Origin of the sequence: Lentisphaera araneosa HTCC2155, assembly GCF_000170755.1 — a bacterium.
GTDB lineage: Bacteria > Verrucomicrobiota > Lentisphaeria > Lentisphaerales > Lentisphaeraceae > Lentisphaera > Lentisphaera araneosa.
Window position 1 is genome coordinate 22,716 of record NZ_ABCK01000032.1, and the last position, 24,708, is coordinate 47,423.

The following is a 24,708-nucleotide window of genomic DNA, read 5'->3' on the forward strand; positions in this document are numbered from 1 at the left end:
TATTCTCCTGATTTAACACTCACGCAACAGGGCGTAAAAGCGATCTTCAAATTCGTGAAATCTTCCGAAATTCTGTAGTTCTCTACCGAGATCATTAATTTTTGTTTTGTTCCCTCTCGCTTCGTAGAAGCGATCTTCAATATACTTATCTTGCTCACGATCAATCTGAGCTTTTGCATTGACTTGATGGGCCTGAAAAGTTTGAAAATTAACCGGTGCCGAACGCTGCATATAGGATTGCATGAATTTGAGCAGGGAAACTTCCCACATCTCATCAACACCCTGGATCACAACATTCACCATTTTATCTTTTTCCGCAACTTCAACAACTTTGCTGATCGTTGTATCAATACCTTCGTGAACTTCACTTTCAGAAATCTCTTCCTTGCGAATCTGCAAGCCATATTGAATGACATTTAGTAATTCACCATGACCCTTGAGCCAGTCGGCATATTCACTCGCTTTCTCACCAAAACCCTCAAGCATTTTTTGAGCGAATTGAGACGCACTCATAATCAGCGGCTTCTCAGTCAAAACAATACCTTCGCGTATTTTACATACATTATCTTCGCTAGGGCACACAATGCGGTACTTAATTTTTGTTTGACCAAAGGTCTCTAAAACTTTTTCGGGCTCAAGTACCACACGCGTTTGATTAACGGCGTACCAAATATTGTCGTCAAACTTCATCTTTCATCTCAAACAATTTATCGTAAGCATAAACCGAGCTACTATGGCCATCGGACCAAATCACTGAAACGGCATAATTGCCCATGGGGCGAATACTTTCTGGTTTCACGTTTGCTGGAACAGATTTTTCGTCGAGAATTTTCTCACCAGTAAATTCATGACGACAAGCGGCGCAGTGACAAGATAAACGCAATTCACGCGGCTCAAAGACCAACTCTTTCTCGCCTTGGGTGAGCACCACTCCGCGCTCTTCAATAAATTCTACTGTTGGCTTATCTTTCGCCATAAATTTGATGCGGCTAATCTCACGTGCAACCGAAGCTGCAATATCACTGTAATATCGAGCCAACTGACCATTTGGTTCTGCTAAAACGGGAGGGATGCCAGTGTCACCTGCATTACTCAGCTCCACATCAATTGGCAACTCAAAGGCATGACGAAAACCATACATATCCACTAACTTTTTAAGTGCACCTTGCCCGTAGGGTCGGTGTTTTTCGTCGCAGTTTCCGCAAGTGAAGTAAGACATATTTTCAACCACCGCCACACTTGGCACCTGAAGTTGATCAAACATCTTAATACCTTTGATCACGTCAATAAAACTCAAGTTCTGTGGAGTCGTCACAATAACGGCTGCGGTGAAAGGCAAAGATTGCAAGAGCGTCAGTTGGATATCGCCAGTGCCTGGAGGGAAATCAACAATTAAATAATCGAGTTCTTCCCAGTCACATCCGCCACCGATTTGGCCAATCACTTGGCTCACCATCGGACCACGCATAATCGCCGCTTCTTGATCAGTATTAAGGAAACCAAAGGACATCAATTTAACGCCTTCATACTCCAATGGCAGTAACATACCTCCACCTTGGTAGATATCAGTATCTTGTGGCGAAACCATTACAGGGAGGCTTGGACCATAAATATCCGCATCGAGGATACCGACTTTCGCGCCTGTGCGCTTAAGTGAATAAGCTAAGTTCACTGCAGTTGTGGATTTACCCACACCACCCTTGCAGCTAGTCACGGCAATAATGTTTTGAACTTTTGCTACGCCTTTTGCGCGATTCGCATTAATCTCTTTCTGTGGCTGGGCAGTCATAGTGATATTCACTTCAGTAACCCAAGAAAGGCTCTCAACTAAAGCTGTTGCACGACTGCGAAACTCTTCTTTAACTGGGCAGGCTGGCGTCGTTAACTCAATAGAGAAATCGACTTCGCCAGAGTCGGAAATTTTTAAATCCTTAATAAAGCCTAAACTCACAATATCTTTGCCCAAATCAGGATCGATAATCACGGACAAAACTTCTAAAACGGCTTCTTCTTTATTCATCTTATTTTTTGAACTCAACTTTATAAATTTAATAAGCCCAAAGATAGGTTAAAGTCCCTTCATGTCAACATGTTTTCACCTGTCGAAAACTTGTCAACAAGAAGCTCTGCTACTTGAAAAAATCGACGAGCTTAGTTCAAATCAATTTCGACTTCCGATTGCTCAGGTAAATCTTTAATTTTTTCGTGAATCTCGCCCATCAACCGCAAGTAATCTTCAATAGAGTAAATCTTTAAATTATGTGGCTTTTCGTCACCACCAAAAACTAAAGGCTGCTTATATCCGTAACATTTACCTGGATTTAAACGCTTGCCAATTTTACGAAACTTCGCAACGGCTTCAGTATAAAACTTTTCAGTCAAAAATTCAGCATCAGTCAACAAAGCCTGAAATTCTTCACCATTTTTCGCAACAGCGCTCAATTCGCCGGCTGTCACATCCAATAGGGATACAGTCGCATCTTCTGCTTGGACAAAAACATCACCCATCGCTGTAAACAACACGGGCAAGTCACTCGTCAACCATGACCAGGCCTTTAATATCTCTTCTCTTTCGACTTCTCCCTGAGGCGTACATAACAACTCGTTTAAACTTAATTCCATAACTATACCTTTTGATTGTTGAGTGGAAGCTGCACTCTAAATACACTTCCTTTACCTTTTTCACTGACTACTGTAATATCACCACCATGCAGACGCGCTATTTGCCTAGAAAGATGCAAACCTAAACCAGCGCCCTTCTCTTTTTGATACGTATCACCTTGATGAAATTCCATAAAAATATTGCGTTGATCTGCTGGAGAAATCCCAATGCCATCATCTTCAACTTCAATGAACGCCAAGCCGCCTTTGCGCTGCACGCGTAACTCGAGCTTTCCGCCCTGCTTGCTAAACTTAATCGCATTGCTAATTAAATTCACAATTACCTGACGCAGACGAACTTCGTGAATATCGCACACTAAATCCTCTTCACTGGCATGATAAATAACTTTGAGCCCGCTTTTTTCTGCTTCAATCTTCACACTCTCAAGAACCTCTTCACAAAAAGCCTTTAAATCCTTGGCCTCCAACTTCAACTCCAAAGAACCCGCTTCAGCTTTGGCCTGATCCACTAAATCATTGACCAAGTCGAGCAAATTCTGCGCATTCGCCATAATGCGCTGAAGACTCGCCTCCTGCTTCACAGTGATGTCGCCGTGCATACCCTCGAGCATCAATTCCGAAAAACTACTAATCGCGGCGAGAGGCGAACGCAATTCGTGACCTAAATGACGAATAAAACGCGTTTTTGAGACAACGGATTCCTTCAATTGCTTGGCGTCGTGCTCCAACTGCTCACGACTCTCCTCCGTGCGACGATGCAAAATTTCCAACTTGCGAATCATGATATTAAAATCGCGCTTCAATTGAGTCAATTCATCACTGCGCTCTTCGTCTATGGGCAGGCTATAAGAAAAGTTTTCTTTGCGAACTTCGCGCATGGCCTCGGCCATCTCATCCAAGGGTTTTCGCACTGATCGGATCAAGAAAACTAAAAAAGCTCCAAAAACGAGAAAAAAGACCACAAAAGCGAGAAAACTTTTTCGCGCAGCTTGATCGATAGCGCTTAAACTTTTTTCATCTGCTTCGACTCGAGACTCTATATAAAATAGCATTTTTTCTCGCGTCAAACTCAATATTGCCACACGCATATCGGCAAGTTCTTCCCGAATCAAACTTACTTCTTCAGAAGAAGCATCATACTCTTGCTGCTCCTCTAAAACTGATAACAAGAACTCGAATTCACGCACTTCCTCACTTACTGAGCTTGGAACCCCTTCTAAGGAACCTTCCTCAAGCTCAATCCACTTCTTTTCAAAATTCTTTAGATCGTAATACTGCTTTAAAAAGTCATTATCTTCAACACCTAATGAAAGGACTTCTACTTCTTTGTATTGAACATACAGAAAGACTCCACCTAAGAAGAGGTAAACTGCTAAAACCAAATTCTTAAGTAATTTAAAACTCATTCAGCAGCCTCATTAAAACTCACTTTAATAAGCTTGGATGACTGGCTCTTTTGATCTTTTGACAAACTTAAGCTGAAATTTTTAGTCAAAACTAGATCATCTTCATACTTACTTTTCAGAGCACGAACAAAAACCAACTCCCATTCGCCCGCAAGGTATTTGGCTTTAACTTTTACATCAGAACGACTCGCCGATGGTTTCGCTTGTAAATAACGGTTGCGGTTGCGATGCAATGACTCTAGGCTCAAATTGAGTTTCCAGGGCCCTTTACCCGCATCTGGAGAATACTTGCCATCCTTAAAAAAACCGTCATCAGCAAAGCCCCATTGAGTGCGATTTGCTCCCCAAAACCAAAGATCCTGAATCTCTTTACCCTCTTGCGAAAAGCGCAAAGCTAAGCTGTCTTCGAGCTGCTTTCCCACCACAAATTCTTCATCTTTTAAAACCCAAGGGCGATGTTTCAAATTCTCTTCTTTTTGCGGAATTCGCACACGAAGGAATAAACGCTGCTCATTAATCCCAAGCTGGACTTTCAGCTCTTCCTCATAAGCAGGAACTTTTACGCGAGCCTGAGGAACTCCGCTCCAATTTTTGCCATCAAAATTACCGATTCGCAATTCTGTAGCGGACAAAGTAAACACCCACATCATAAGTAAAAAAACTGAGACCTGAAACCTGAAAGCTATCACCTTTCTAAGCCCTCCAAAACTTCACTCACCTTTTTATCGCTCCCTGGAATTATCCAGTCGGGTTCTAATTCAGCTAATGGACCTAAAACAAAGTCACGCTCACACATGCGGGGATGCGGGACAATAAGTTCGGACATATCATAATTTTCATCTTCTATAAGCAAAACATCGAGATCCAAGAAACGTGATTCATTAACTAGGCCTGAGCGCTCTCGTCCTGCTTCTTTTTCGATCTTCAAACAAAGCCGGAGGAGATCTAAAGCTTCTCCACTCCAACAGGCCACTGCTACCGAATTCAAATAAACATCTGAATTTTCGGGGCAGTCCACGGGCTCGCTTTCGAGGATTTGCGCCATTCGCAAATCTTCTAAGCCCTCCTCAGCTAAGCGCTTGAGAGCAAAGTCAAAGTAGCCTTTGCGATCGCCCAAATTTGAGCCCAAAGCTATGGCGACTTTTTTCTTCATTGTGAAAAACCTAAAATAATCATCTTCAAGTATAAACTCAGCTGTTCTTTTAAGCAACTTAATCACCGCCATATCACTTAAATCAATATAGGCCGTCACTATAATTACATAGATCCATAACAATATCGGCTGTACAATAGCTCAATTCTTCAACAAAAGGTTTCTATGATCTCACTCATCCGCTTACGCAGCATTCGTCTCTTCTTGCTCTTCATATTCATCATTAACATGCAGGGACTTGCCGCTGTACCCACGCTCGGAGGCGTCCAGTTCTGGAATGACATCTCTGTTGCAGGAGACTACAAAATTCAAAAAAATGTCATCACGGGACACTGTAGAATTCTAGAAGACAACTACCTGCGACTCCATTGGGGAAGCGAAAAGTTTTGTCGTAAGAAGCTCTCACTTTTAAAACCTCTAAGCAAGCAGAAACAAATCTTCCTCATCCATGGCCTCGGCCGCAGTCATCATTCCATGGCAAAACTCGAAGATAAACTTGTCGCCCAAGGCCACCAAGTCCACAACCTCGAATATTCCAGCATGCTCAACAAGACCGAGACCCTCGCCCTGCGAATAGAAAAGCTTATCAAAGAACACCCAGACAGCCTAAATATCGTCATCACTCATAGCTTTGGAGGCATCTTGTTTCGTCAATTTGAGCCTCAAACCCCCATCCACAAAGCCGCTCTTCTGGCTGCTCCTAATCGTGGTTCGACCATTTGCGACAAGCTCAAAAGTGTTCATCTCAACTTTTTACTTGGACCCGCAGGCTCGCAACTTTACTCCTCGAGCCCATTGATAAAAACTTTACCTGAACCTCATTGTGAATTCATTACAATTGCCGGTGATCGCCCCGCCAAACTCAGTAATTGGCCCCTAGGTGTTTTCTTTGATGAAAATAGCGATGGCATTGTTTGCGAAAGTCGCACAAAACTCAAAAATGCTCAATCACATCACAAAGTTGACGCTAGCCACACCTTTATCATGAATCATAATCAGTCTATCCATATTATCAACAGCTTCATCAAGCCTTAGGCAAATAGTTCCTGAGGAGCTGAACTATGTCATAAATTTAGTGAGGAATGAAGCTTTCCAAACTTGTATTCTAAGTACTCTGTTTAATCTTAGGCGAAATCATTTCTCCACTAAAATTAAGGAATAAAAACATGTACGAAAAATCACTTATCATCATCAAACCTGACGGCGTCCAACGCGGTCTCGTAGGCAACATCATCACTCGTTTCGAGAATGCTGGTCTTAAAATCCACGGAATGAAATTTGTTCAGCCTACGCAAGAAATGGCTCGTGCTCACTACTCAGAACACGTTGATAAAGGTTTTTACCCAACTGTTGAAGAATATATCCTCTCGGGCCCTGTTCTCGTTTTCGCTCTTGGCGGTATTAACTCAGTGAAAAAAATTCGTCTTATGGTTGGCGCAACTGAGCCTGCATCTTCTGCTCCAGGCACAATTCGTGGCGACTTTGCTCACCAATCTTACCCAGCTCCAGGGGAGCCTGATGACAAACCAATCCGCAACCTCATCCACGCTTCTGGCTCTTCTGAAGAAGCTGTTACAGAAGTAAAACTCTGGTTCAATGATGACGAAATCATTGAATATGGAAAAATCACGGACGAACTCCTCGCTTTTTAAGTGATTAAGGACTCGCGAGAGTCCTAAATATATGAGTTTAAGAGATTTTACAGAGAAGGCCGAAAATTATTTACTTTCCATTATTAATGGAAACAAGCTAGGCTTTGGCCCTTCTCTGATAAAATCCAATCTTTTTGTCTTATCAAAAGTCTTTCGCTCCATTGTAAAGAGCCGCCACTTTCTCTACGATAAGCGCATATTTCGCGACCGTACTTTAGGTTGCTTAGTAGTCTCCATAGGCAACCTCACAACAGGTGGTACAGGAAAAACTCCCGTCACCGAAATCTTTGCTCGCACACTTTGTGAAAAAGGTCGTCGCGTCGCCATCTTATCCCGTGGCTACCGCAGTAAGAGCAAACCACTCAAAACAAAAATTCTTGATAAATTTCGCGGCAAAAAAACTGTCAGCCCCCCCAGAATTGTCTCTGAAGGCAAAAATGAAGTTTTGCTCGGCCCGCACATGGCTGGCGATGAACCCTACATGCTCGCCTGCAATGTTCCCGAGGCGATTGTTCTCACTGACCCTGACCGCGTAAAAGTGGTCGCTTTGCCATTCGCAACTACCAAGCCGACCGCTCTAATGGATGATGGCTTTCAGCAATACGTCTAAACCGCGTATCACATTTTACTAATCGATAGTACGAATCCCTTCTCTAATCACTTTCTTCTCCCCCGTGGCCTCTGCGTGAACCCATAAAAAATATGCGCCGAGCACATTTTATCTTTCTAACTAAGGCCAATGGTGGCAATCACCTTCGCCATCTAAAAAAATTCATCCGTAAACATAATACCAAAGCTGAAATTATTGAGTGTACTCACCGCCCCAAATATCTCAAGAGTTTAATCAATCAGAATCAATCTTTGTTAAGTGTACTCAAAGGCAAAAAGATTGCTGCGATCTCCGCAATTGCCGTACCCCAAAGTTTTGAAGACTTCCTTATTGGTTTTGGTGCCGAAATCGTCTATAAAGAACGCTATGCGGATCACCACATGTATTACCAAGACGAAGTTGATACCTTTGTTAAAAACTCTGAGAGTGCAGGAGCCGAATTGATTGTTACCACAGAAAAAGACGCCGTTCGCTTTCCTGAAATTAAAAATTCCTCCATTGACATCACTTACCTACGAGTGGAAATCGATATCCTCAGTGGCGAAGAAAGCTTCAATGAGTGCATCAGTCGTATTTGCTTTTCTTAATTCCACTCGCATCTTGCTCACATGAATAATCCAAAACTCATCCAAGCACGTGCGCGCAGTTACAGCGAAGCTATTGCTCAAATTTTTTATGAAGTCCGCGAGTCTCGCAATCCTTTAGATCAGGAACTTCGTCGATTTTTCCGCAACAATAAGAAGTACGGTTCTCGCGACCGACGCTTTATCGCCGAATCCCTTTACAGCCTTTTTCGTTGGTTTGGTTGGGTGCAAGATATCCTACCCATATCAGCACCAGACGTTGCCTGCGAAAACAAAAAGTTTTGTTCAGGTTTAATCGCTGTGCTTTGCCTCGACAACCTTCACATAGACCCCGTAGCTGAACATTTTTCTCAATTAGCTGGCGTCAATATGCAAGGAGTACCTAAAACCGACCTCGATGAGAAACGTCAATGGATGGGCAAACACTTTGGTTTAAAACAACTCAAAAACACTGACTTAGTTCCCGACTGGTTTGTGGAAGAACTTCCCAAAGACTTCAATTTAGAAGAGCTAATCATCGATTTACAAAAGCGTCCCCCCATGTGGATACGTTTGCAGGGACCGCAAAATAAAAATAATACTTTGCGCGAACTTAAAGAACGAGACTTTGATATCTACCCTCATTCAATCATGAAAAAGGCCATCAAAATCGTTAACCCACGAGTGAACCTCTATGAACTCAAAAGTTTCCGAGATGGTCAATTCGAAGTGCAAGACCTCGCTAGTCAGAGCCTCGGCTTTGCTTGCCAAGCTGAAGGTGGCCAACGTTGGTGGGATGTCTGTGCTGGAGCAGGCGGAAAAACTCTTCTTCTCGCCGACCACATGGAAAGCAAGGGCGGCATAACTTCCACGGACATCCGCGAATGGAAACTCGATGACCTCAAGAAACGCGCCCGTCGCGCGCGCTTCTCAAATATCACGACGAAAAACCTCAAAAAAACACGTTCTGCATCAAAAAAACGCCCCTACGATGGGGTTCTTGTGGATGCGCCATGCTCCTGCACAGGAACATGGAGACGCAACCCCGATGCGCGCTGGAGCAGTACGGCAAAAGATTGTGAAGAACTTGCAACTATCCAAGCCGACATCTTAGAAAAATCAGCTCCCGGCGTTAAAGCGGATGGCGTTCTTGTTTATGCTACTTGTAGCTTCAGTGTACGCGAAAATGAAGAAATTGTTGAGAACTTTCTCAAAACTCACCCCGACTTTTATTTAGAGGATTTTCCACATCCTTTGACTCTGAAGCCCACAGGTGGTATCTTACGTATATCGCCTTCGCCAGAGGACTGCGACGCTATGTTTGCCGCACGTTTTAGGAGAAAAAATTAAAGGACTTTAATTATGAAAAAACTACTTATTTTACTACTCACTAGCCTACTCTTCTTTTCATGTTCTGAACAAAAAACAAAAGCTTCGAGCCCGAAACTAAGTGATGCTCAAGCTACAACACTCAAGAAGAACTTAAGCTGGGTGAATTATCATAAATACTGTGGTGAACAGAACCTATATGCGGCTCAAAACTTCAAGAAACTCAAAGGAACTGTTGTGAGATGGAAGGGTGAATTTGCTATGACGACCAATCCCGTCAACAAAAGCAGCGCTGTTGCTCCAGAAATTAAAGTAAAACTCAAAGGTGGCAGTGGAGTTATTTCCGACTTAACTATGCGTAGCCGTAAAGAGCACATGAAAATCGCAGAAAAACTCGAACGAGGTGATGAAGTTTTGTTTCAAGGAAAAATTATGTATCGCGGTGAAGGGCTTGGAGATCATGTCCTACAACTCGATAAATTTAAGTATCTTCCACCTAAAGAACCCAAGAAGATTGTTCGTTAGTTTTTCTTCTTACGACGAAAATCCCACGGAGCCATAGGCTCAGAATCTTTCCATAAGCCCAGCTTTTCTTGCTGGGCTTTTTTCATTTCTGCCTCATAGAGTTCGGTCACTCCTTTATAGGTATAAGCCCATGCCCAGCCCTCTTGCACCATCTCCTTATTAATATTGCGCTCACCCACATAAACAGTTGCTAAGAAGCGCCCGTATTTATCCGTTTCATGAACGACCACTTTAAACTGCGTCTTCGATATTTTGCTCACTAAACTCAATCTTGATTTATTAGAAAAAGCCTGTGTACGTTCTGGAGCATCAATCCCCTTGAGGCGAAGCGCTTTGCCATCGTATTTACCACCTTTCACAAAAACTGTATCCCCGTCGGGTATAAATCCTGCCTTAGCAAAAAAATTAATTTGCTTTTGATCCTCGGCAGAACAAATTGCGAGAAAGGCAAAAATGATCATTAAGTAAGGCATCTTATTCCTTTTTTCGTCCTTTTAATCTTTTAAACTGAACTTAGCTTATCAGATGTCAATCTTTATGGGGAAATACATATGAAGTTATATCTATCACTCTGCTTCTTATTCATAGCACAACTATCAGCCAAACAAGCAGATATCAGAGTTTTACACGAACTCCAAGGAACCGTCAGTTCCATTGCAGAAAAAAGCAGTAAAGGCTTCCTTTACATGGAAATCTCACACGTCAATAAAGGCAAAACTCAAGCGATACCGATAACAGGCTTGTTAATGGATAAAAAAGGTCATATCGCCACTTTATATCTCGACCAAAAGCGCTTTGTCAGCTGCAGTGTTTGGATTGATGAGCAAGAATACAAAGCCTCCTACCTTTACTCCGATAAACTCAAAGGCTTCACTATCTTAAAACTCGATGCCGAAGCACCCATTGATAAACTGATCCCCGCTAGCTTTGGTGATCCCACTTTACTAAAAAATGGCGAATTCATCATCTCTGTAACACCGACAAACCCTGACTTTGGTCAAATCCCTTTCGTTAATTTATGTTCTGTTGCTGGAACACTTGAAAGTAATCGTGACCTCATTTACGTCAATGGCATTAGTAAACATCGTGCCGCTGGTACAGCTCCTGTTGGCATGCCTTTTTTGAACCTCAAAGGAAAAGTTATCGGGCTTTATGTGGGCAATGGCGTCATTATGTCGGATAGCTTTGAAAAAGGTTGTCGCAAGCTTTTAGACAAAATAGAAAAAGGGGAAGACCTTAATGACCCCTCTGATGTCCCCTGGGATGGCTTTTCCTATAAAGTGATCAATCAAGATTTCTCTGAAGCCATGGGCGTCAGCCAAGAAAGTATTTTGGTCACTCGTGTTATCGATGATTCACCTGCATCAAAAGCCGGCTTAAAAGCAGGAGATATCATCACCGCTATCGACAACAAACCATTCACACGTAAGGGGCGCCCTGTTCTTTCCCAAGCTCGAAAATTACTCGATGCCGAAATTGGTCGAGAATGCCCCATCACTTTTGAACGCGATGGCAAGAAATTAACTGGCGTGATAAGCTTCATCAAAAAACCAAAATCAGATAGTATTTCAGTTGATGAACTCGGGCTTACTATCAATAACATCACGCCTATTGATTTCTACTCTTACCGCCTCCACAAAAAATCGGGTGTCTTGGTCTCCTCAATCGAAAAAGGTAGTCCAGCTGCCACGTCAACCTATTTTGGTCGACCACTTATTTCACCAGGAGATATCATCATGGAAATTGATCATCAAGAAATTAATAATATTCAAGATCTCAGAAAAATCATCAACGAGATCCGCCTCGCAAAGAAAAATGAAGTGCTTATAAAATTACTTGATGGTAGCGTTTCCAAATTTGTTTCACTCAATACGGCAATTGGCCAAAAAACAAAAAAGGCTGACAAATGAAAAAATTACTCCTCTGCCTCTTATCCCTCACTCCAAGTCTTTTCGCCTTAAGCCAGGGCGAAGCCCTCTTCGACAAAGTTGATGCCTGTGTCGTCTCGATTCAGCATGAAAATGCGGGTGGAAGTGGCTTCATTATTTCCGAGGATGGTTACATCCTCACCAATGGTCATGTTATCTCTTTGATGGATCGCGAAAATCCAAAAGACGTAGCCAAACGCATTACTGTGGTTCTTCACGATGAATCCAAATACCAAGCACAAGTCATCGGTTTTTCTTTAGATCCCGACATAGCACTCATTAAAATCAAGCCAAAGACTAAGTTGAGCACTGCCATTCTCGCAGACTCAAACTCAGCTCGTACAGGCCAGGAATGTTACGCCTTTGGTGCTCCCTTAGGGTTAAAAAGAACATTAACTAAAGGGATTATTTCTAATACTGCTCAAACAAGCATCGGCACTTTCACCAAAGTTATCCAAACTGACGCAGCTATCAATCCAGGTAATAGCGGTGGGCCACTCTTTAATATCAATGGCGAAGTGATTGGCGTTAACACCTATGCAAAAAGTGGCTCAGGCCTTGGTTTCTCTATCCCCATTAACTTTGCTAAAACACTCGTTGAGCACTTCAAAGAGTATGGTTATTTTAGACGCGCAGAGACACCACTCATTTTCACAAAAGCCATGACCGAGGAACTAGCTCGTGTGCTCAATTCTCCCCGTGGCCTTTTTATTGACTTTGTAGCTCCCAACTCACCTGCCGAAAAAGCTGGCTTCAAGGCAGCGGATATTATTGTTGGTATGAATGGAGAAAAAGTTGATGGCTCTAGTGAAGAAGCTTTCTTTGATTTTAACTGGGAATTTGTCACTCAAAAAGTTGACTCTGATAGCAGCTTAACTATTCAGCGTCGTCAAGCTGATGGATCTTATAAAGAAATCATCATCAGCTGTAAGTTAGTCGAAGATGATCCCATGCCTGCAAGCGGCTATCAAATCGGTGAACTCTTAGAAATCAATTACCCTGAAGTTGGCATGGCCGTTCAGCGTGTGACGCAATATGTCCAGTATATCTATAATTTTCCACACATGAATGGTGTTCGTATTGCTGGCTTAACTAAAAATAAAACAGCTGCCAAAGCAGGGCTCTACCGCAATGACTTTATCACGGAACTCAATGGCCAAAAAGTTCGCGATGATCAACACTTCAAAACCCTCATGGATAAAATCCTCATTGCCCAAACAAAGTTCTTGATCTTTAAGGTCAAACGCGGCAACGATGAGCTTAAGATCCCTTTACGCGTTCACTACCCCCTTAAAGATCGTAAAATCCTTCTCGTTCATAACAAAGATGAGTACCACGAAGAACTCATTCGGCGTATTCAACTTTCGGGCGCTGAAATCACTTCTATCTCCATGATCGATAAGCAAGCTACCGAGACTGAATGGGATGGCATTATCATCTCTTCTCAACAAACCGATCAAATCCCTGGAATCACGGTTCTCTTAGCCAAAGCAGCTGAGAATAAAACTCTTCTGGGCCTCGTTGGCAATGCGCCTGTTCAGCTCATTCATGCCCCCGAGTTTTATAAATCAAAAAAATTCACTATGGACAAAGAGAAATCGGCGATTGCACTCAAAGCCGACCTTTTTTACACGGGTAAAGATAATGAAATTGACGGCAAACTAATTAGTACCAATGCCTTCGATAATCAATCGATTCGACAGTTCATCGCCACCTTCCGTGCCATGGCTTCTCAGGCAAAATAACTTATTGGCATCGCCAAGCTCCTGCTTGGCATAATCCGCACAAAAAAATGAAAATTGTTAAAAACCCCATCCTTCGCAACTTGCTCAAAGTAGCCGGTTTCGTTTGTATAGGATTGGGCATTGCTGGTATCCCCTTACCAGGTTTACCCACCACACCTTTTTTTATCTTAGCTGCTTTTTGCTTTTCTAAGAGTTGCGAAACTCGCTATAACAAAATCCTCAACCACCCCAAGTTTGGCCCCCCCATTAAAGATTACTTGGAAGGGCGTGGTATACCTCGAAAAATCAAAATCATTGCCATCGTCTGCATGTGGACTTTCCTCACTTTTAGCTTTGCTAAACTCCCTCAAATTTACCTCAGAATCATTCTCATCGCTTCCGGAGCCTATGGCTCTTGGTTCATCTTAAAAGAACCCGATGCCCCGAGTAAGAAATAATTACTTCAGATCGTTTGTTTTCACTGCTTTCATTTTATTTGTAAATGCCGTTCTCATTTCTTTGACAACATGAAGGTATTCAGGGTTTTTTATGAGATTTGTGTACTGCTTGGGGTCTTTTTGTAAATCAAATAATTCTTCGTTAGGAGTTTTTCCCTTATACCTCGAATATGACCAGCGTTTACCTTGGAGAACCCAGCCTTTATTATTGGCAGATAAAATATTCTCACGAACTTTTATTTGCGGATCCCGCAATAACTCAGAAATATCTTTTCCTTGGATTCTATCAGGAATTTCTAAGGTACACAATTTTGTTGTTGTTGGAAACAAGTCCAAGAGTTCAACTAAAGAATCACTTTGCAGAGCCTCTCCGCCTGGCATCGAGATAATGAGTGGCACTCGAATCGACTCGTCTTTTAAACTTACTTTCGCCCAAAAATCATGCTCCCCTAAATGATAGCCATGATCACTCGTAAAAATGACAATCGTCTTATCCGCTTGCCCCGAATCTTCTAAAGCATCCAAAACTTTGCCCACTTGAACATCCATGTAAGTGACTGATGCATAATACGCACTCACAGCTTTTTTCTGTTGTTCAAGCGACATTTTCATATTCTCACTCGTTTTATAATTGATGCCTTTCTTGGGAATATCATTCCAGTCACCTTCTAACTTCGAAGGAAGTTCCATCTCTTGCCAAGGATAATCTTTATAATACTTTTTTGGCGCGACAAAAGGCACATGAGGACGTACAAATCCTACTCCCAAGAAAAAGGGTTTATCCATATCTTTATACTTGTTTAAAAGCTCTATAGCTTTCACTGCGGCTTTGCCATCAGAATGCACCAGGTCGTCACCTTCCGCCTCGACCCTCACAAAGGTGTTCCCCCCCACAACAGGACGTTTACCATCGGGATTTCCTTCCAAAGTTTCACCCACACCTAGTGCTTTCCATTCTGGCCCCTGACAATTATACTTTTCCGACCATGAACGTGGATCATCTGAGCCATCTGAACCTTCTTCGATACCTTTGGGTACCGGCATGTGGAATATTTTGCTCACTCGAGCTGTATGGTAGCCCTGATTTTTAAAATACTCTGCCCAAGTTTCTCGATCTCCAATCGCTTTACGTCCACTTACGTAGCCGAAAACTCCCGTAGCATCAGGATAGTAGCCCGACATAAATGAGGCTCGAGAAGGCCCGCAGTAAGTCGCTTGACAATAGGCCTTGGTGAAAAGTGTTCCTCTTTCAGCCAAACGATCAATGTTAGGCGTTTTACAGACCTGATTCCCATAAGAACTTAAAGCTGTTGCCGAGAGGTCATCCGAAATAATAAAAAGAACATTGTACTTATCTTTTGCAGAAACACATACGGTAATACACATGCATAGAATAATTGATCTAAAAAACATAAAAACACCATTAATTAAATATTATTTAAAAAATAATTAATAATAAAGTACAATTTATATAATTCAATCGACTTGCTCTTACAAACGTTTATACCACTTATCGACCAGCTCTTCTAGTTGGGGCTCAAGGTGGCTACTATTTTCTGAAAAATAGCTTTCTTCAATAAGCTTAATATCACTCTCTAAATCAGCTTCAGTGGCTAGTGCATGATCGGATTGTTTGATTTGATTGAGAAAAGCAATAACTGAAACAGCACTAAGTTTTTGAGGCTTCTCAAATTCAATTTTTTCTTCGACGAGCTCTTGTTTAGCTACAGCTTTTGTGAGCTTGATTAGTACAGCTATAACTATAAGCGATAAGAGTGTCGCCACTATGTAAAACACGGGAGATTGAGCCGCCTTAGCCTTTAAATATTCTTCCTTGTCTGCCGCTACAATGTCAGCATCTTGATACTTCTTGTAGGAGACTTCTATGTCATCCAGTTTTATTTCAGGGAAAACAAATTTACTCAGCTCTCCCTGCCATTCAACGGAAGCATCAAACGCCAATTCAGATGAAACCGTCACGCGTCCATCATTTTGCTCATACTTAGTCACCAAAGGCTCTACATTTTCGGCACTTAATTTCAATTTATAATCCTTAGGTATGATTAAGAGCTCTTTTATGTTTGGCAACAGACCTTCCCCAGACATCTGCAGCTCTATAGAAACTTTACCTTCATGAGCACCACGACTATCGAGAATGAGCTCTAAGTTCGCATTTTTATAGGGTCTCACTTGATAATCTGTCGATTTGCTTGAAAGGCGAAGGGTGTTTGACCGCACCGGAAGTACAACCTGCCCTTGCCCATCATTAAAATCCATCTCAATAATAATTTCGGGAAGTTTATCCACTGCAGGATCTTTAGATCTCAAAGTTAAGTAGGCTAAAGGTGTTTCCTGCCAATGTTTACGTGCTAAGCCCATGGCCTTAGGTCGATCCAAAACCCAGGTAATACTACCTAACTCAAATTTATCCTTGAGAGCTTTATTAATCTGATCCGTTAATTTCTTACGATAGTTTGTTACCCCTCGACCACTGATATTTACCGCACCCAAGGCATACTTATCGAAACCTCCCGATTCACGTCCCAACTCTTTACTATGATGCAGGCTCACAAACACACCAAACTCATTCACATGACCTACCGAACTTGAGCCATCTAACTTTAAATTGAGCTTCACTTCAGTCAATAAATCTTCATAGAACTGTAGCTGCTTGGTAATTCCATCAAGAGAAGGATGGTCTCCCATAATAAATTTCGCGGCTGACATAAAAGGCAGCTTAACGTGAGGCTGTAATTGCGGCCACATGCCCGTTAACCACTCACCAAACATATTGATATGACGCTCACGCCATTGTTCATCCATTGAGAATAACTGCGCACGCAATTCTTTGAGTTGCATATCGGATACAGAAGAACTCATCTCTAAACCTTGTAGATTACTTGCTCCAAGAATGATGCTAAACCATTGAGTGTAGGGTTGAATTGTGTATTCTGATTTCCTTGCTTCTAACAAAGATTCATACAAACGCGCACAGTCCCTAAAACGCGAGAAAGCATCTTTCCGAAGTTCACTATATTCAGCGGCACTACAGAGTTTATTCTTATTTTTATACTCTGCAAAATCGTAGAGCACTGCTGCTAAACTGACTGTTAATGCGATATTGTCACCTTTTGTTTTCAATCGCCCTGAGAGCAGATTAATAACAGCTTGGTAAGCACTCACAGCCTCTTTTTGTGCCTCTTGCTCACTGCGGTTCGTTTGATACTGCAACTGAATTTGTCGACGCGTTTTATCATCTACCCAATCTCGTTGTACGAGAGCCACTAATTGACGGCATAAGACGAGCAAAGTCTTATCATCGAGTTGATCTAAATCACCAAAGACTAATCTAACATCATCTTCACTAATGATTTCGGCTTGGCTAAAACAAGCAACAAAAGCTTTGACTTGAGCTGCTGGGTCAACTTTTATGCCTGCCTCATACACTTTGCTAAACATTGCCTGACAATCTTCAAGATTCTTCTTTTGACGCAAACGCGTTAAAGGAATCCCCTTGGGTTCACTTCGAAATATCTGCCCTCGTGATTGCACTGTTCGTGCCATGTTATTTCGATTGGGATTCACTGTTCGCGCCCAATCATCAAAAACTTCGTTACAGATACGCCCAATTGTTTGGGGGTAGTGATCCTTGAAGCTTAACAAACGATCAAAAGCAGGTTCGGAATAGATGCCTTGCTTTAATTGGGCGATCGCTTCCTGAAAAGAAAAAAGTTGCTGTTCTGCATAACTTAAGCCACTTAGAGTTTGACTTGAGGGAACATTTTTTACTAGGGTATTAAAGTTAACGTACTTAGGAGCTCGTTTTGCCTTACTACGGCTATTGCTTTGAACGCTCATCTCCTTTTTCTTCTCTACTAAGCTATGGGCATATTCCCACTGCCAGTGGCGTACAGCTGTGCGTGAAAGTCCCGCATTAACATTTACTGTGGACAGACGGTTAATCACTCTCATGCTGCTAGCAAGGTCAATCGCTCTTTGAGTGTAGTTTTTTGATTTATGTATCGCTATTAGTTTTTCATCGAAGCGTTTTTTTAGGGCTTCCAGTAAATCTTCATTGGCAAAAATGGATCTAAACCATTTGTCCATAAAAGCATCATCGGCTGAAGCGCAATAATCCGCGATATTTTTAACAAGTTCTATTTTATCATCTAAAGGCAGATCTTTTTCTTGAAGTGCGAAGCATAAGTCTAGGTAACTTTTACTATTGATTGATTTGAGTAAAGCTAACCACGGCTTGGCTTTTTCTAAACTCGCCAGTTTTTTCAATTCATCCATTTGTGGCATCAGTTCCATGGCTTTTTCGCGTTGACCAAAACTCGAATAAAAACTCATGTAAAGAAAAGTCTTTCTCAAGTCTTTTTCTTTCGCTCGCTCTTCAATTTCTCGATATAAAGAATCCTCTGGTGAACCGGCACTCGCACTCTTCTTTACCAAAGCAATTAATTTAGACAATTTCTGCGCCTCGCCATAGAACATCAGTTCCACAAAACCTTTAAGATCTAAAGCCGTGAAGAGAACGGGATCTTTTTCTAAGAGTCCCACAAGTTTATTATAAGTATCTTCGTAGACTATTTTTCTCGTGAAGCCATCACCTTTGGCGAACTCACGCAGTTTCTTATTCATATCATCAATCACTTCACTCTGGCGATTGACCAAAGTGATTTCTGTCACGCCACCTTGCACAGGCAACAAGGCTCTAACTTTATCAATGAATTGATTGGCTGTAATATTCCGCTCAGCTCCTAAGCGACCTAAAATTGTTTTTCCATCAGGTTTAATCACAACGTAACTGGGGTAGCCCTTAATTTCAAAGCTCGTCTTGAGAACGGCATTTTGTTCGACAAATTTTGCGGGAACCAATTTTTTGTTTTGTGGGAAATCAATATAAGCCAAGCTCAGCTCTTTTTTTGCGAACTCCGCCCATTGAGGATCTGCAAATACGGCTTTATCCATCAGCTTACACCAACCACACCAATCACTACCGGTAAAATTGATAAATAAAACCTTTTTATTATCCTGAGCATACTTTTTCGCAGCCTGATAATCCATCGTCCACTGGCCAGCTTTATGGCCCTCAGTCAAAACCTCCGCAACGCAAAGATTCCAACAGCAAAATATGATTCCTAAAAATAACCTATACATATTGACTCCTTAATAATTATGACCCTGTCCCTTCTGGTCTTTCACCTAGTCCCGAACCGCGAGCATCTTCTTGACCTTCGCCATCGCCTAAACCTTCACCTGAGCCCTCGCCTTCCTGTCCCGCCTGTTGACCCATGGCACCGCGCCCTGCACCAACTCCCTGGGAACCTCTACCTGAATCATCTTCTGGCAAAGCGTTCAAACGCAAATTCTTTCGATCAATTTTTCCCAAGGCAATACTTGCTTGTAAATTATACACCCTATCCTTGTTCAAAGCATTGTCTTCTGCCAAAAAACGTAAGTGCTGTCTCGCACTTTCCACTTCTTTTTTCCAATATTGTTTTGCCACGCCCTCGAGCCTCATATGCCAAGCCGTATAATATAAGCTATGTCCCAAAGTCGCTCTGACTTTATCTTGATCACTTTGACTCAATTCGATGTCTTTATCATAAATCATTTCCATTAGCGACTCAACTTCTTCAGTCGCCTTCACAATTTGTTTATTGTTGAGGTACACTTTGGATTTGGCGAGACGAAGAGCCGCTTCCGCTCGATCTAAAGGATTCTTCTCTAATAAAGCCAGTGCCTCATCATAGATAACTAAACTCTCCTGCCATTGCCCTTCAGTATTCAAAAGATCCCCCTGAGCCTTTAGTTCGGCAACGCGGTCATGCAAGATATACTCTTGCCCTTTTCCAAAATGAAAATAGGCCCAAAAGACTGGAAGGATAAACCAAAAAAACAAAAGGTACTTCTTCATTTCACCGGGCTCCCAAAATCATGTAAGTCTCTAATTTTTGAACGCTGTTGTTTCTGATCAAGTGCAAAATTCAAGAGTAGATAAGGCAGCAAGGCCAAGAGTAAGCTAGAAAGGAAACACGTGAGCAAAGCCCATTCACGAAGAGTAAAACTTTTGGCTTCTTCTTCAGTATCACCTGCTAAGTCGCCTAAAACTTGCGTAGACAAATGCTTTTGATTCACATCCTGATACTGCCCACGCAGCCGTTTGGCTAGACGTTTCAAACTCAAAGTATCTTGTCTCGATTGGTGGCCGTCAATAAACATCCCCTCTGAGCTCCCCACACCTGCCACCAAAAATTCTTTGATTGCACTGGGAGCTTCGGGCATGCCTATTTCTGATGTGGAATCACCGTCAGAAATCAATAGGCAAGTACAGGAATCAGGACGCCATTTCTTCGCGACCTCAAAAGCTTTCTGAATTCCCTTTAACAAATCCGTTTTCCCTGGAGTAAAAGCTTGATCCATTGGCAGATCAAGAATATTTGCGATCACCGCTTCGTCAGTGGAGTCAATAATCACTGGCAAGGCATCGGTAAAAGTTGCAACAATACTGTATTTCACATGGGGATCTTTAATGCGCTCCATCATCGACTCGAGAACTTCACGAGCGCGTAATTTACGTTGCATATCACCCGAAAAACCCGCATCGTCCAGATACATACTTGGAGAAACGTCCAAGATAATTAAGACATGCTCAACTTTATCAGGAGGAATTTTTTCTCCTTCTAAATCATCACCTAAATTGACTTGCTTATAATTCATTAAAACTAAGAGCCCCCAGGCTAAACTTGCCATAGCTAATGATCGAATTAAAGGAACAAACATTGTCCACCTTCGCGCTCGACCTTCTGGCCCAAAACTTAAAGAAGCCAATTTCCCAATTCGTTTACTGTGAATCCACTCAGCTAAAAAACACAAAATAAAGACGCCCACTGCAATCATCAAAGCTACCATGGGTTATACCTCAAACCATAAAGGCTCAGCAAATAAAGAGTCAAAAAACTTAGGCCGCCGATAGAGAAAGGCTTGTAATAATCTTCTTCTTTGGCTTCTTTTTTGATGAACTTTGCTTTCTCCATTTTATCGATAAAACGAAAGGTTTCATCTAAAGCTTTTGGGTTATTAACGCCAAAGACTTGGCCACCCGTTATCGCCGCCAGGGCATTCATCTCTGGGCTGCCATTACCAGAACCAATATAAATGCAGTAGGCAACAATCTTGTTATTTCTAAGTTCCTGAGCCATATCCACTGTATCATTTGGGCTTCCACTCACGCCATCTGAAACGAGAATGATCATGCGATCGCCATCTTCTTGTTGTAAGAGTTGCTGTTGACTGCCTCTTAAGGCCTTAGCAATATTGGTTCCTCCAAACCACTTGCTCATTCGATCTGGTGCAAGGAATGGCGTCGCTAATGCAATCGCAGAAGTATCTTTAGTGACGGGAACCCAATTGATGTATTCCGTACCAAACACCGTTAAGCCAAAGGCATCGCCTTCTCTGTATTCCGTAAATTCTTTCACGGCTTGCATAGCCACTTCATAGCGATTCTTTCCGCCAAAGTCCGCTCTCATGGACCCCGATGAATCTAAACAAATCTGAATATTGGAAATAATTTTTTCGTCTTCCGGCTTACCTTTAATTTTAGGCCCCGCTAAAATGAAAATTACAATAATTAAAAGTAGGCTTGGTAACATCCCCGCTAAATTGCATAAGACTCTGACAAATCTCTGATTCGAGGCCTCTCCGCCATCCATCGGCAAGGTAATAGGCTGCCCTTTGCTGAGCCAAACCTGAAATATCAGCAGCAATGGGATCACTCCTAAGAGGAACCATTCACTTGAAGAAAAAGTCATCAAATCCAAGTTCATCTTCTTTCCTCAGTAAAGCGACGAATCTGATTCAACAAACTCTGCAGATTGAGTTTCTCTTTGGCATGCAGAGCTTTTTCTAAACTGCTTATGAGCTTCCCACTTTCATCATCTTCTTTTAGTCTTTCAAAAACCTCGGCTCCCGAGAGATCTTTAATTTGTAGATGTTCACGACAAAACTGAATGCAACTGAGCTCAAGTTCTTGCCATAAATCCTTACTCGACTTCCCTTGGTTAAGCTGCTCTAGTCTCTCTAAGAGAAAGTCGGCTAAAGTCACCTCAGCTTGAACTTTAACTAGGACAATTTCTTTCTTTTTCCTCACAAAAATGATCAGTATTAAGCCTAAAAACCACACCGCAATTAAGACTCGAGTCAAAGATTGATACCACGGTTTTAATTCAATTTGATTTTGATCATAAGCAATAAGTTCCCCATTAAAATCTTTGGGTAAACTTGAAGTAAACTCCAACCACAAGGGAGCTACTTTCTTAAGGTCTGAATTTTGCGGAGACCGCAAAAAATCCATGATATTAAAGCGACCCACTTCATTGGCTATAATCTCAAAATTGTAAATATAAGCCTCATTCACTTTTGCAATATTGATCAAGCGGAGTTCTAACCCCGCTTCCTCTGTTCCTAGCTCAATTTCCCAATCATCACTCGGCAAACTTATTTTTTGCTGATGGGCAACTCCCAACTCAAGTGAATACGCCGAAAAAGTAAAAAGCAGAAGGAGCAAGAAAGGTTTCATAAACGACTCTTGCCTAAGAGATCTCTATGCTTTAAGAAATGACGCAACTTCGACATAACTGGTAAATCTGTTCTCAATAATAAATGATCTAAACCTGCTCGCTTTAATTTTTCGGTATAATTTTCTCCCGCTAAGCCCAGTTTCTTACCGTGACTGACAAAGGCTTTAGGAGACTCCGCTTCGTGTGCACGAAAAATCCCACCACCAAGCGACCCATCCTCTGCGGGGTCTCGCATGAGTAAAACTAAGCAATCGTGTTCTTGATGCGCGAGCTTCAATGCCGAAATCGCTTCGGGATCATGTAAATCTGAAATGATAACTAACAGACTTTTACTTTTTAAAGAAGGTAATAAATGGCGTAAGGTCAGAGACAGCGAGGTACTCTCTTCAAGATTATAATGACGCAAACTATACGCCCATTGCATAAGCACATTTTTTGACAAACTCGGCTGAAAGTGCAAATCCCTTTCCCTACTACCACAGCCCATTAAACCTACGGGGCTCATACGATCTTGCGCAACAAGTGCCAGGCCAGTCGCAATTTGTACTGCTAAAGCATATTTGCTCAACTTAAGTGAGCTCACACACATCGAAGCTGAAGTATCAAGCAAAATATACATCGGCATTTGTTTGGGAGCTTCGTACTCTTTGACAAATACTTTTCCCGTTCTCGCTGTTACGCGCCAATCAATTGACTTCACCGAATCGCCCGGTATGTATTGACGCGACTGTACAAAGTCGATCCCACCTCCTAAAAACGGCGATGAATCAGCGCCATAAGCCAAGCTATCCGCGAGACGTTTGACCGCTAGAGAAAACTGTTTCTCATCGAGATGGTCATTAACTGGGGGAGTAGAGGCCAAAAATCACCCCAATTGATTGAGACTCTGATTTAAAACCTCACGTCCACTATGCCCTTCCGCCAAGGCTTCATAAGTTAAACGAATTCTGTGTAAAACCACATCCTCTGCCAAAGCAAATAAATCTTCGGGAACGACATAATCGCGTTCATGAATAAAAGCTCTCGCACGGGCGGCTTGAACTAAGGCAAGGCCGGCACGTGGACTCGCCCCCATTTCGATGAGTGGGTTTTCACGAGTTTTTCTCACCAGCTGTAAACAATGTTGAGTAAAAACTTCACTCACATGTACAGTCTGAATCATTTCCATGACTTTAACCAAGTGCTCAATACCACCAATTGCTTTATCTTCGATCAAATCAAAGGCACTTTGTGGAACGGCTCCACCTTTTTCACTTTTGTTTAAACCTAAGCCGAGTTGCTGAGTCAAAATACTGAATTCTTCCTCTTCTTTGGGGTAGCCTAGACGGTGCATCATCATAAAGCGGTCGAGCTGCGCTTCTGGCAACTCAAATGTCCCACTCTGCTCAACGGGATTTTGTGTGGCAATCACCAAAAAGGGTGAAGGTAACTGAAAACTTTCTTTACCAATGGTCACCTTGCGTTCCTGCATACATTCGAGCAAAGCACCCTGCACTTTTGGTGCCGCTCGGTTAATTTCATCGGCTAAAAGTAAATTAGTGAAAACGGGACCTTTATTCACATAAAAGCCGCCCTTTTGTTGGTCGAGCATTTCACTTCCCAGAATATCGGATGGCAACATATCGATGGTAAACTGAACGCGACTAAACTCTAAATCAACAGCTTTTGCCACGGTGTTGACTAAGAGTGTTTTTGCTAAGCCCGGTAAACCCTCGAGCAATAAGTGTCCCCCAGTAAACAGAGCAATTAATACCCTTTCAACTACTTCATCCTGACCTATCACTACTTTGCCAACTTGGCTTCTTATTTTTTGTATAAATTCTATCGCTTCGGACTTATCACTCAAAACACTCTCCGTCATTAAAATTGATCCACAGTCATCTGTGGTTGAAACCTTATGCATTAATAGGCACTTTCGGCATCTCTTTTTCAAGTTTGATTAAATGCTCCTCTTGAGCTTACTCAAACTTTATCAAAAAATTCCTCAAACTCAGTGCAAATAATGACTTTAATGAAAAATTATAGACTTTTTACATACCATGAACTATTAGCTCCAAACCCTTAGAATTTATATAAAACCAATGATACCGATACTAAAATGCTCACCCCCTAACGATAGCAAGCAAAAGTTTAACTTGCTCTATGTCGAT

Annotated in this window: 24 protein-coding genes; 9 read left to right on the forward strand and 15 right to left on the reverse strand. The window is 42.1% G+C overall.

What is annotated here, in order from left to right:
• Window positions 1-12 precede the first annotated feature (12 nt).
• The 6 genes from LNTAR_RS21465 to folK form a co-directional block, all read right to left on the reverse strand.
• On the reverse strand, window positions 13-690 hold the full coding sequence (locus tag LNTAR_RS21465) for a hypothetical protein (RefSeq protein WP_007280870.1): 678 nt from the start codon (window positions 688-690) through the stop codon (window positions 13-15).
• On the reverse strand, window positions 680-2,020 hold the full coding sequence (locus LNTAR_RS28310) for a P-loop NTPase (RefSeq protein WP_083800113.1): 1,341 nt from the start codon (window positions 2,018-2,020) through the stop codon (window positions 680-682). Before LNTAR_RS28310 ends, LNTAR_RS21465 begins: the two co-directional genes overlap by 11 nt.
• 131 nt (window positions 2,021-2,151) lie before the next feature.
• Window positions 2,152-2,622, reverse strand: a complete 471-nt coding sequence (locus LNTAR_RS21475) for a T6SS immunity protein Tdi1 domain-containing protein (RefSeq protein ID WP_007280872.1) — start codon at window positions 2,620-2,622, stop codon at window positions 2,152-2,154.
• Window positions 2,623-2,624: 2 nt separating this feature from the next.
• Window positions 2,625-4,028, reverse strand: coding sequence for an ATP-binding protein (locus LNTAR_RS21480; RefSeq protein WP_007280873.1), 1,404 nt, complete (start codon window positions 4,026-4,028; stop codon window positions 2,625-2,627).
• Window positions 4,025-4,660 (reverse strand): DOMON domain-containing protein, encoded by a 636-nt coding sequence (locus tag LNTAR_RS21485; RefSeq protein WP_157473774.1) that lies wholly within the window; start codon window positions 4,658-4,660, stop codon window positions 4,025-4,027. Before LNTAR_RS21485 ends, LNTAR_RS21480 begins: the two co-directional genes overlap by 4 nt.
• 53 nt (window positions 4,661-4,713) lie before the next feature.
• Complete coding sequence (gene folK / locus LNTAR_RS21490; RefSeq protein ID WP_040915560.1) at window positions 4,714-5,181, reverse strand: 2-amino-4-hydroxy-6-hydroxymethyldihydropteridine diphosphokinase; 468 nt, start codon at window positions 5,179-5,181, stop codon at window positions 4,714-4,716.
• Between the two features lie 165 nt (window positions 5,182-5,346).
• Between folK and LNTAR_RS21495 the strand changes: the two genes are divergently transcribed.
• The 6 genes from LNTAR_RS21495 to LNTAR_RS21515 all read left to right on the forward strand — a co-directional run bounded on the left by LNTAR_RS21495 (window position 5,347) and on the right by LNTAR_RS21515 (window position 9,860).
• The gene (locus LNTAR_RS21495; RefSeq protein WP_007280876.1) at window positions 5,347-6,216 is read left to right on the forward strand and encodes an esterase/lipase family protein; all 870 of its coding nucleotides are present in this window, start codon (window positions 5,347-5,349) and stop codon (window positions 6,214-6,216) included.
• Window positions 6,217-6,347: 131 nt separating this feature from the next.
• Window positions 6,348-6,833 (forward strand): nucleoside-diphosphate kinase, encoded by a 486-nt coding sequence (gene ndk / locus LNTAR_RS21500; protein WP_007280877.1) that lies wholly within the window; start codon window positions 6,348-6,350, stop codon window positions 6,831-6,833.
• Window positions 6,834-6,864: 31 nt separating this feature from the next.
• Window positions 6,865-7,443 (forward strand): tetraacyldisaccharide 4'-kinase, encoded by a 579-nt coding sequence (locus tag LNTAR_RS28315; RefSeq protein WP_007280878.1) that lies wholly within the window; start codon window positions 6,865-6,867, stop codon window positions 7,441-7,443.
• A gap of 71 nt (window positions 7,444-7,514) precedes the next feature.
• Window positions 7,515-8,030, forward strand: a complete 516-nt coding sequence (locus LNTAR_RS28320) for a tetraacyldisaccharide 4'-kinase (RefSeq protein WP_274377970.1) — start codon at window positions 7,515-7,517, stop codon at window positions 8,028-8,030.
• Between the two features lie 21 nt (window positions 8,031-8,051).
• Window positions 8,052-9,356 (forward strand): RsmB/NOP family class I SAM-dependent RNA methyltransferase, encoded by a 1,305-nt coding sequence (locus LNTAR_RS21510; RefSeq protein WP_007280881.1) that lies wholly within the window; start codon window positions 8,052-8,054, stop codon window positions 9,354-9,356.
• Between the two features lie 12 nt (window positions 9,357-9,368).
• Window positions 9,369-9,860, forward strand: coding sequence for a hypothetical protein (locus LNTAR_RS21515; protein WP_007280882.1), 492 nt, complete (start codon window positions 9,369-9,371; stop codon window positions 9,858-9,860).
• On the opposite strand, the gene LNTAR_RS21520 is transcribed toward LNTAR_RS21515, so the two are convergent.
• The gene (locus LNTAR_RS21520; RefSeq protein WP_007280883.1) at window positions 9,857-10,333 is read right to left on the reverse strand and encodes a thermonuclease family protein; all 477 of its coding nucleotides are present in this window, start codon (window positions 10,331-10,333) and stop codon (window positions 9,857-9,859) included. The genes LNTAR_RS21515 and LNTAR_RS21520 overlap by 4 nt on opposite strands.
• Window positions 10,334-10,411: 78 nt before the next feature.
• Here LNTAR_RS21520 and LNTAR_RS21525 point away from each other — a divergent pair, with 78 nt between their 5' ends.
• Genes LNTAR_RS21525 through LNTAR_RS21535 form a run of 3 tightly spaced genes read left to right on the forward strand, consistent with a single transcriptional unit; the run spans window position 10,412 to window position 13,970 of the window.
• On the forward strand, window positions 10,412-11,770 hold the full coding sequence (locus LNTAR_RS21525) for a PDZ domain-containing protein (RefSeq protein ID WP_007280884.1): 1,359 nt from the start codon (window positions 10,412-10,414) through the stop codon (window positions 11,768-11,770).
• The gene (locus LNTAR_RS26260; RefSeq protein ID WP_007280885.1) at window positions 11,767-13,533 is read left to right on the forward strand and encodes a trypsin-like peptidase domain-containing protein; all 1,767 of its coding nucleotides are present in this window, start codon (window positions 11,767-11,769) and stop codon (window positions 13,531-13,533) included. The genes LNTAR_RS21525 and LNTAR_RS26260 overlap by 4 nt, the downstream gene beginning before the upstream one ends.
• A gap of 47 nt (window positions 13,534-13,580) precedes the next feature.
• Complete coding sequence (locus LNTAR_RS21535; RefSeq protein ID WP_007280886.1) at window positions 13,581-13,970, forward strand: YbaN family protein; 390 nt, start codon at window positions 13,581-13,583, stop codon at window positions 13,968-13,970.
• On the opposite strand, the gene LNTAR_RS21540 is transcribed toward LNTAR_RS21535, so the two are convergent.
• The 8 genes from LNTAR_RS21540 to LNTAR_RS21575 form a co-directional block, all read right to left on the reverse strand.
• Window positions 13,971-15,383, reverse strand: a complete 1,413-nt coding sequence (locus LNTAR_RS21540) for a sulfatase (RefSeq protein ID WP_040915548.1) — start codon at window positions 15,381-15,383, stop codon at window positions 13,971-13,973.
• A gap of 78 nt (window positions 15,384-15,461) precedes the next feature.
• The gene (locus LNTAR_RS26265) at window positions 15,462-19,133 is read right to left on the reverse strand and encodes a thioredoxin family protein (RefSeq protein ID WP_007280888.1); all 3,672 of its coding nucleotides are present in this window, start codon (window positions 19,131-19,133) and stop codon (window positions 15,462-15,464) included.
• A 16-nt stretch (window positions 19,134-19,149) separates the two neighbouring features.
• Entirely contained in the window at window positions 19,150-19,893 is a 744-nt protein-coding gene (locus tag LNTAR_RS21550) for a hypothetical protein (protein ID WP_007280889.1), read from the reverse strand.
• The gene (locus tag LNTAR_RS21555) at window positions 19,890-20,888 is read right to left on the reverse strand and encodes a vWA domain-containing protein (RefSeq protein ID WP_007280890.1); all 999 of its coding nucleotides are present in this window, start codon (window positions 20,886-20,888) and stop codon (window positions 19,890-19,892) included. Before LNTAR_RS21555 ends, LNTAR_RS21550 begins: the two co-directional genes overlap by 4 nt.
• On the reverse strand, window positions 20,882-21,805 hold the full coding sequence (locus LNTAR_RS21560) for a vWA domain-containing protein (protein WP_007280891.1): 924 nt from the start codon (window positions 21,803-21,805) through the stop codon (window positions 20,882-20,884). The genes LNTAR_RS21555 and LNTAR_RS21560 overlap by 7 nt, the downstream gene beginning before the upstream one ends.
• On the reverse strand, window positions 21,802-22,557 hold the full coding sequence (locus LNTAR_RS21565) for a hypothetical protein (RefSeq protein ID WP_007280892.1): 756 nt from the start codon (window positions 22,555-22,557) through the stop codon (window positions 21,802-21,804). Before LNTAR_RS21565 ends, LNTAR_RS21560 begins: the two co-directional genes overlap by 4 nt.
• Window positions 22,554-23,420 (reverse strand): DUF58 domain-containing protein, encoded by an 867-nt coding sequence (locus LNTAR_RS21570; RefSeq protein ID WP_007280893.1) that lies wholly within the window; start codon window positions 23,418-23,420, stop codon window positions 22,554-22,556. Before LNTAR_RS21570 ends, LNTAR_RS21565 begins: the two co-directional genes overlap by 4 nt.
• Window positions 23,421-23,423: 3 nt before the next feature.
• Window positions 23,424-24,461: an AAA family ATPase gene (locus LNTAR_RS21575; RefSeq protein WP_007280894.1), complete on the reverse strand. Its 1,038-nt coding sequence runs from the start codon at window positions 24,459-24,461 to the stop codon at window positions 23,424-23,426.
• Window positions 24,462-24,708: the final 247 nt, after the last annotated feature.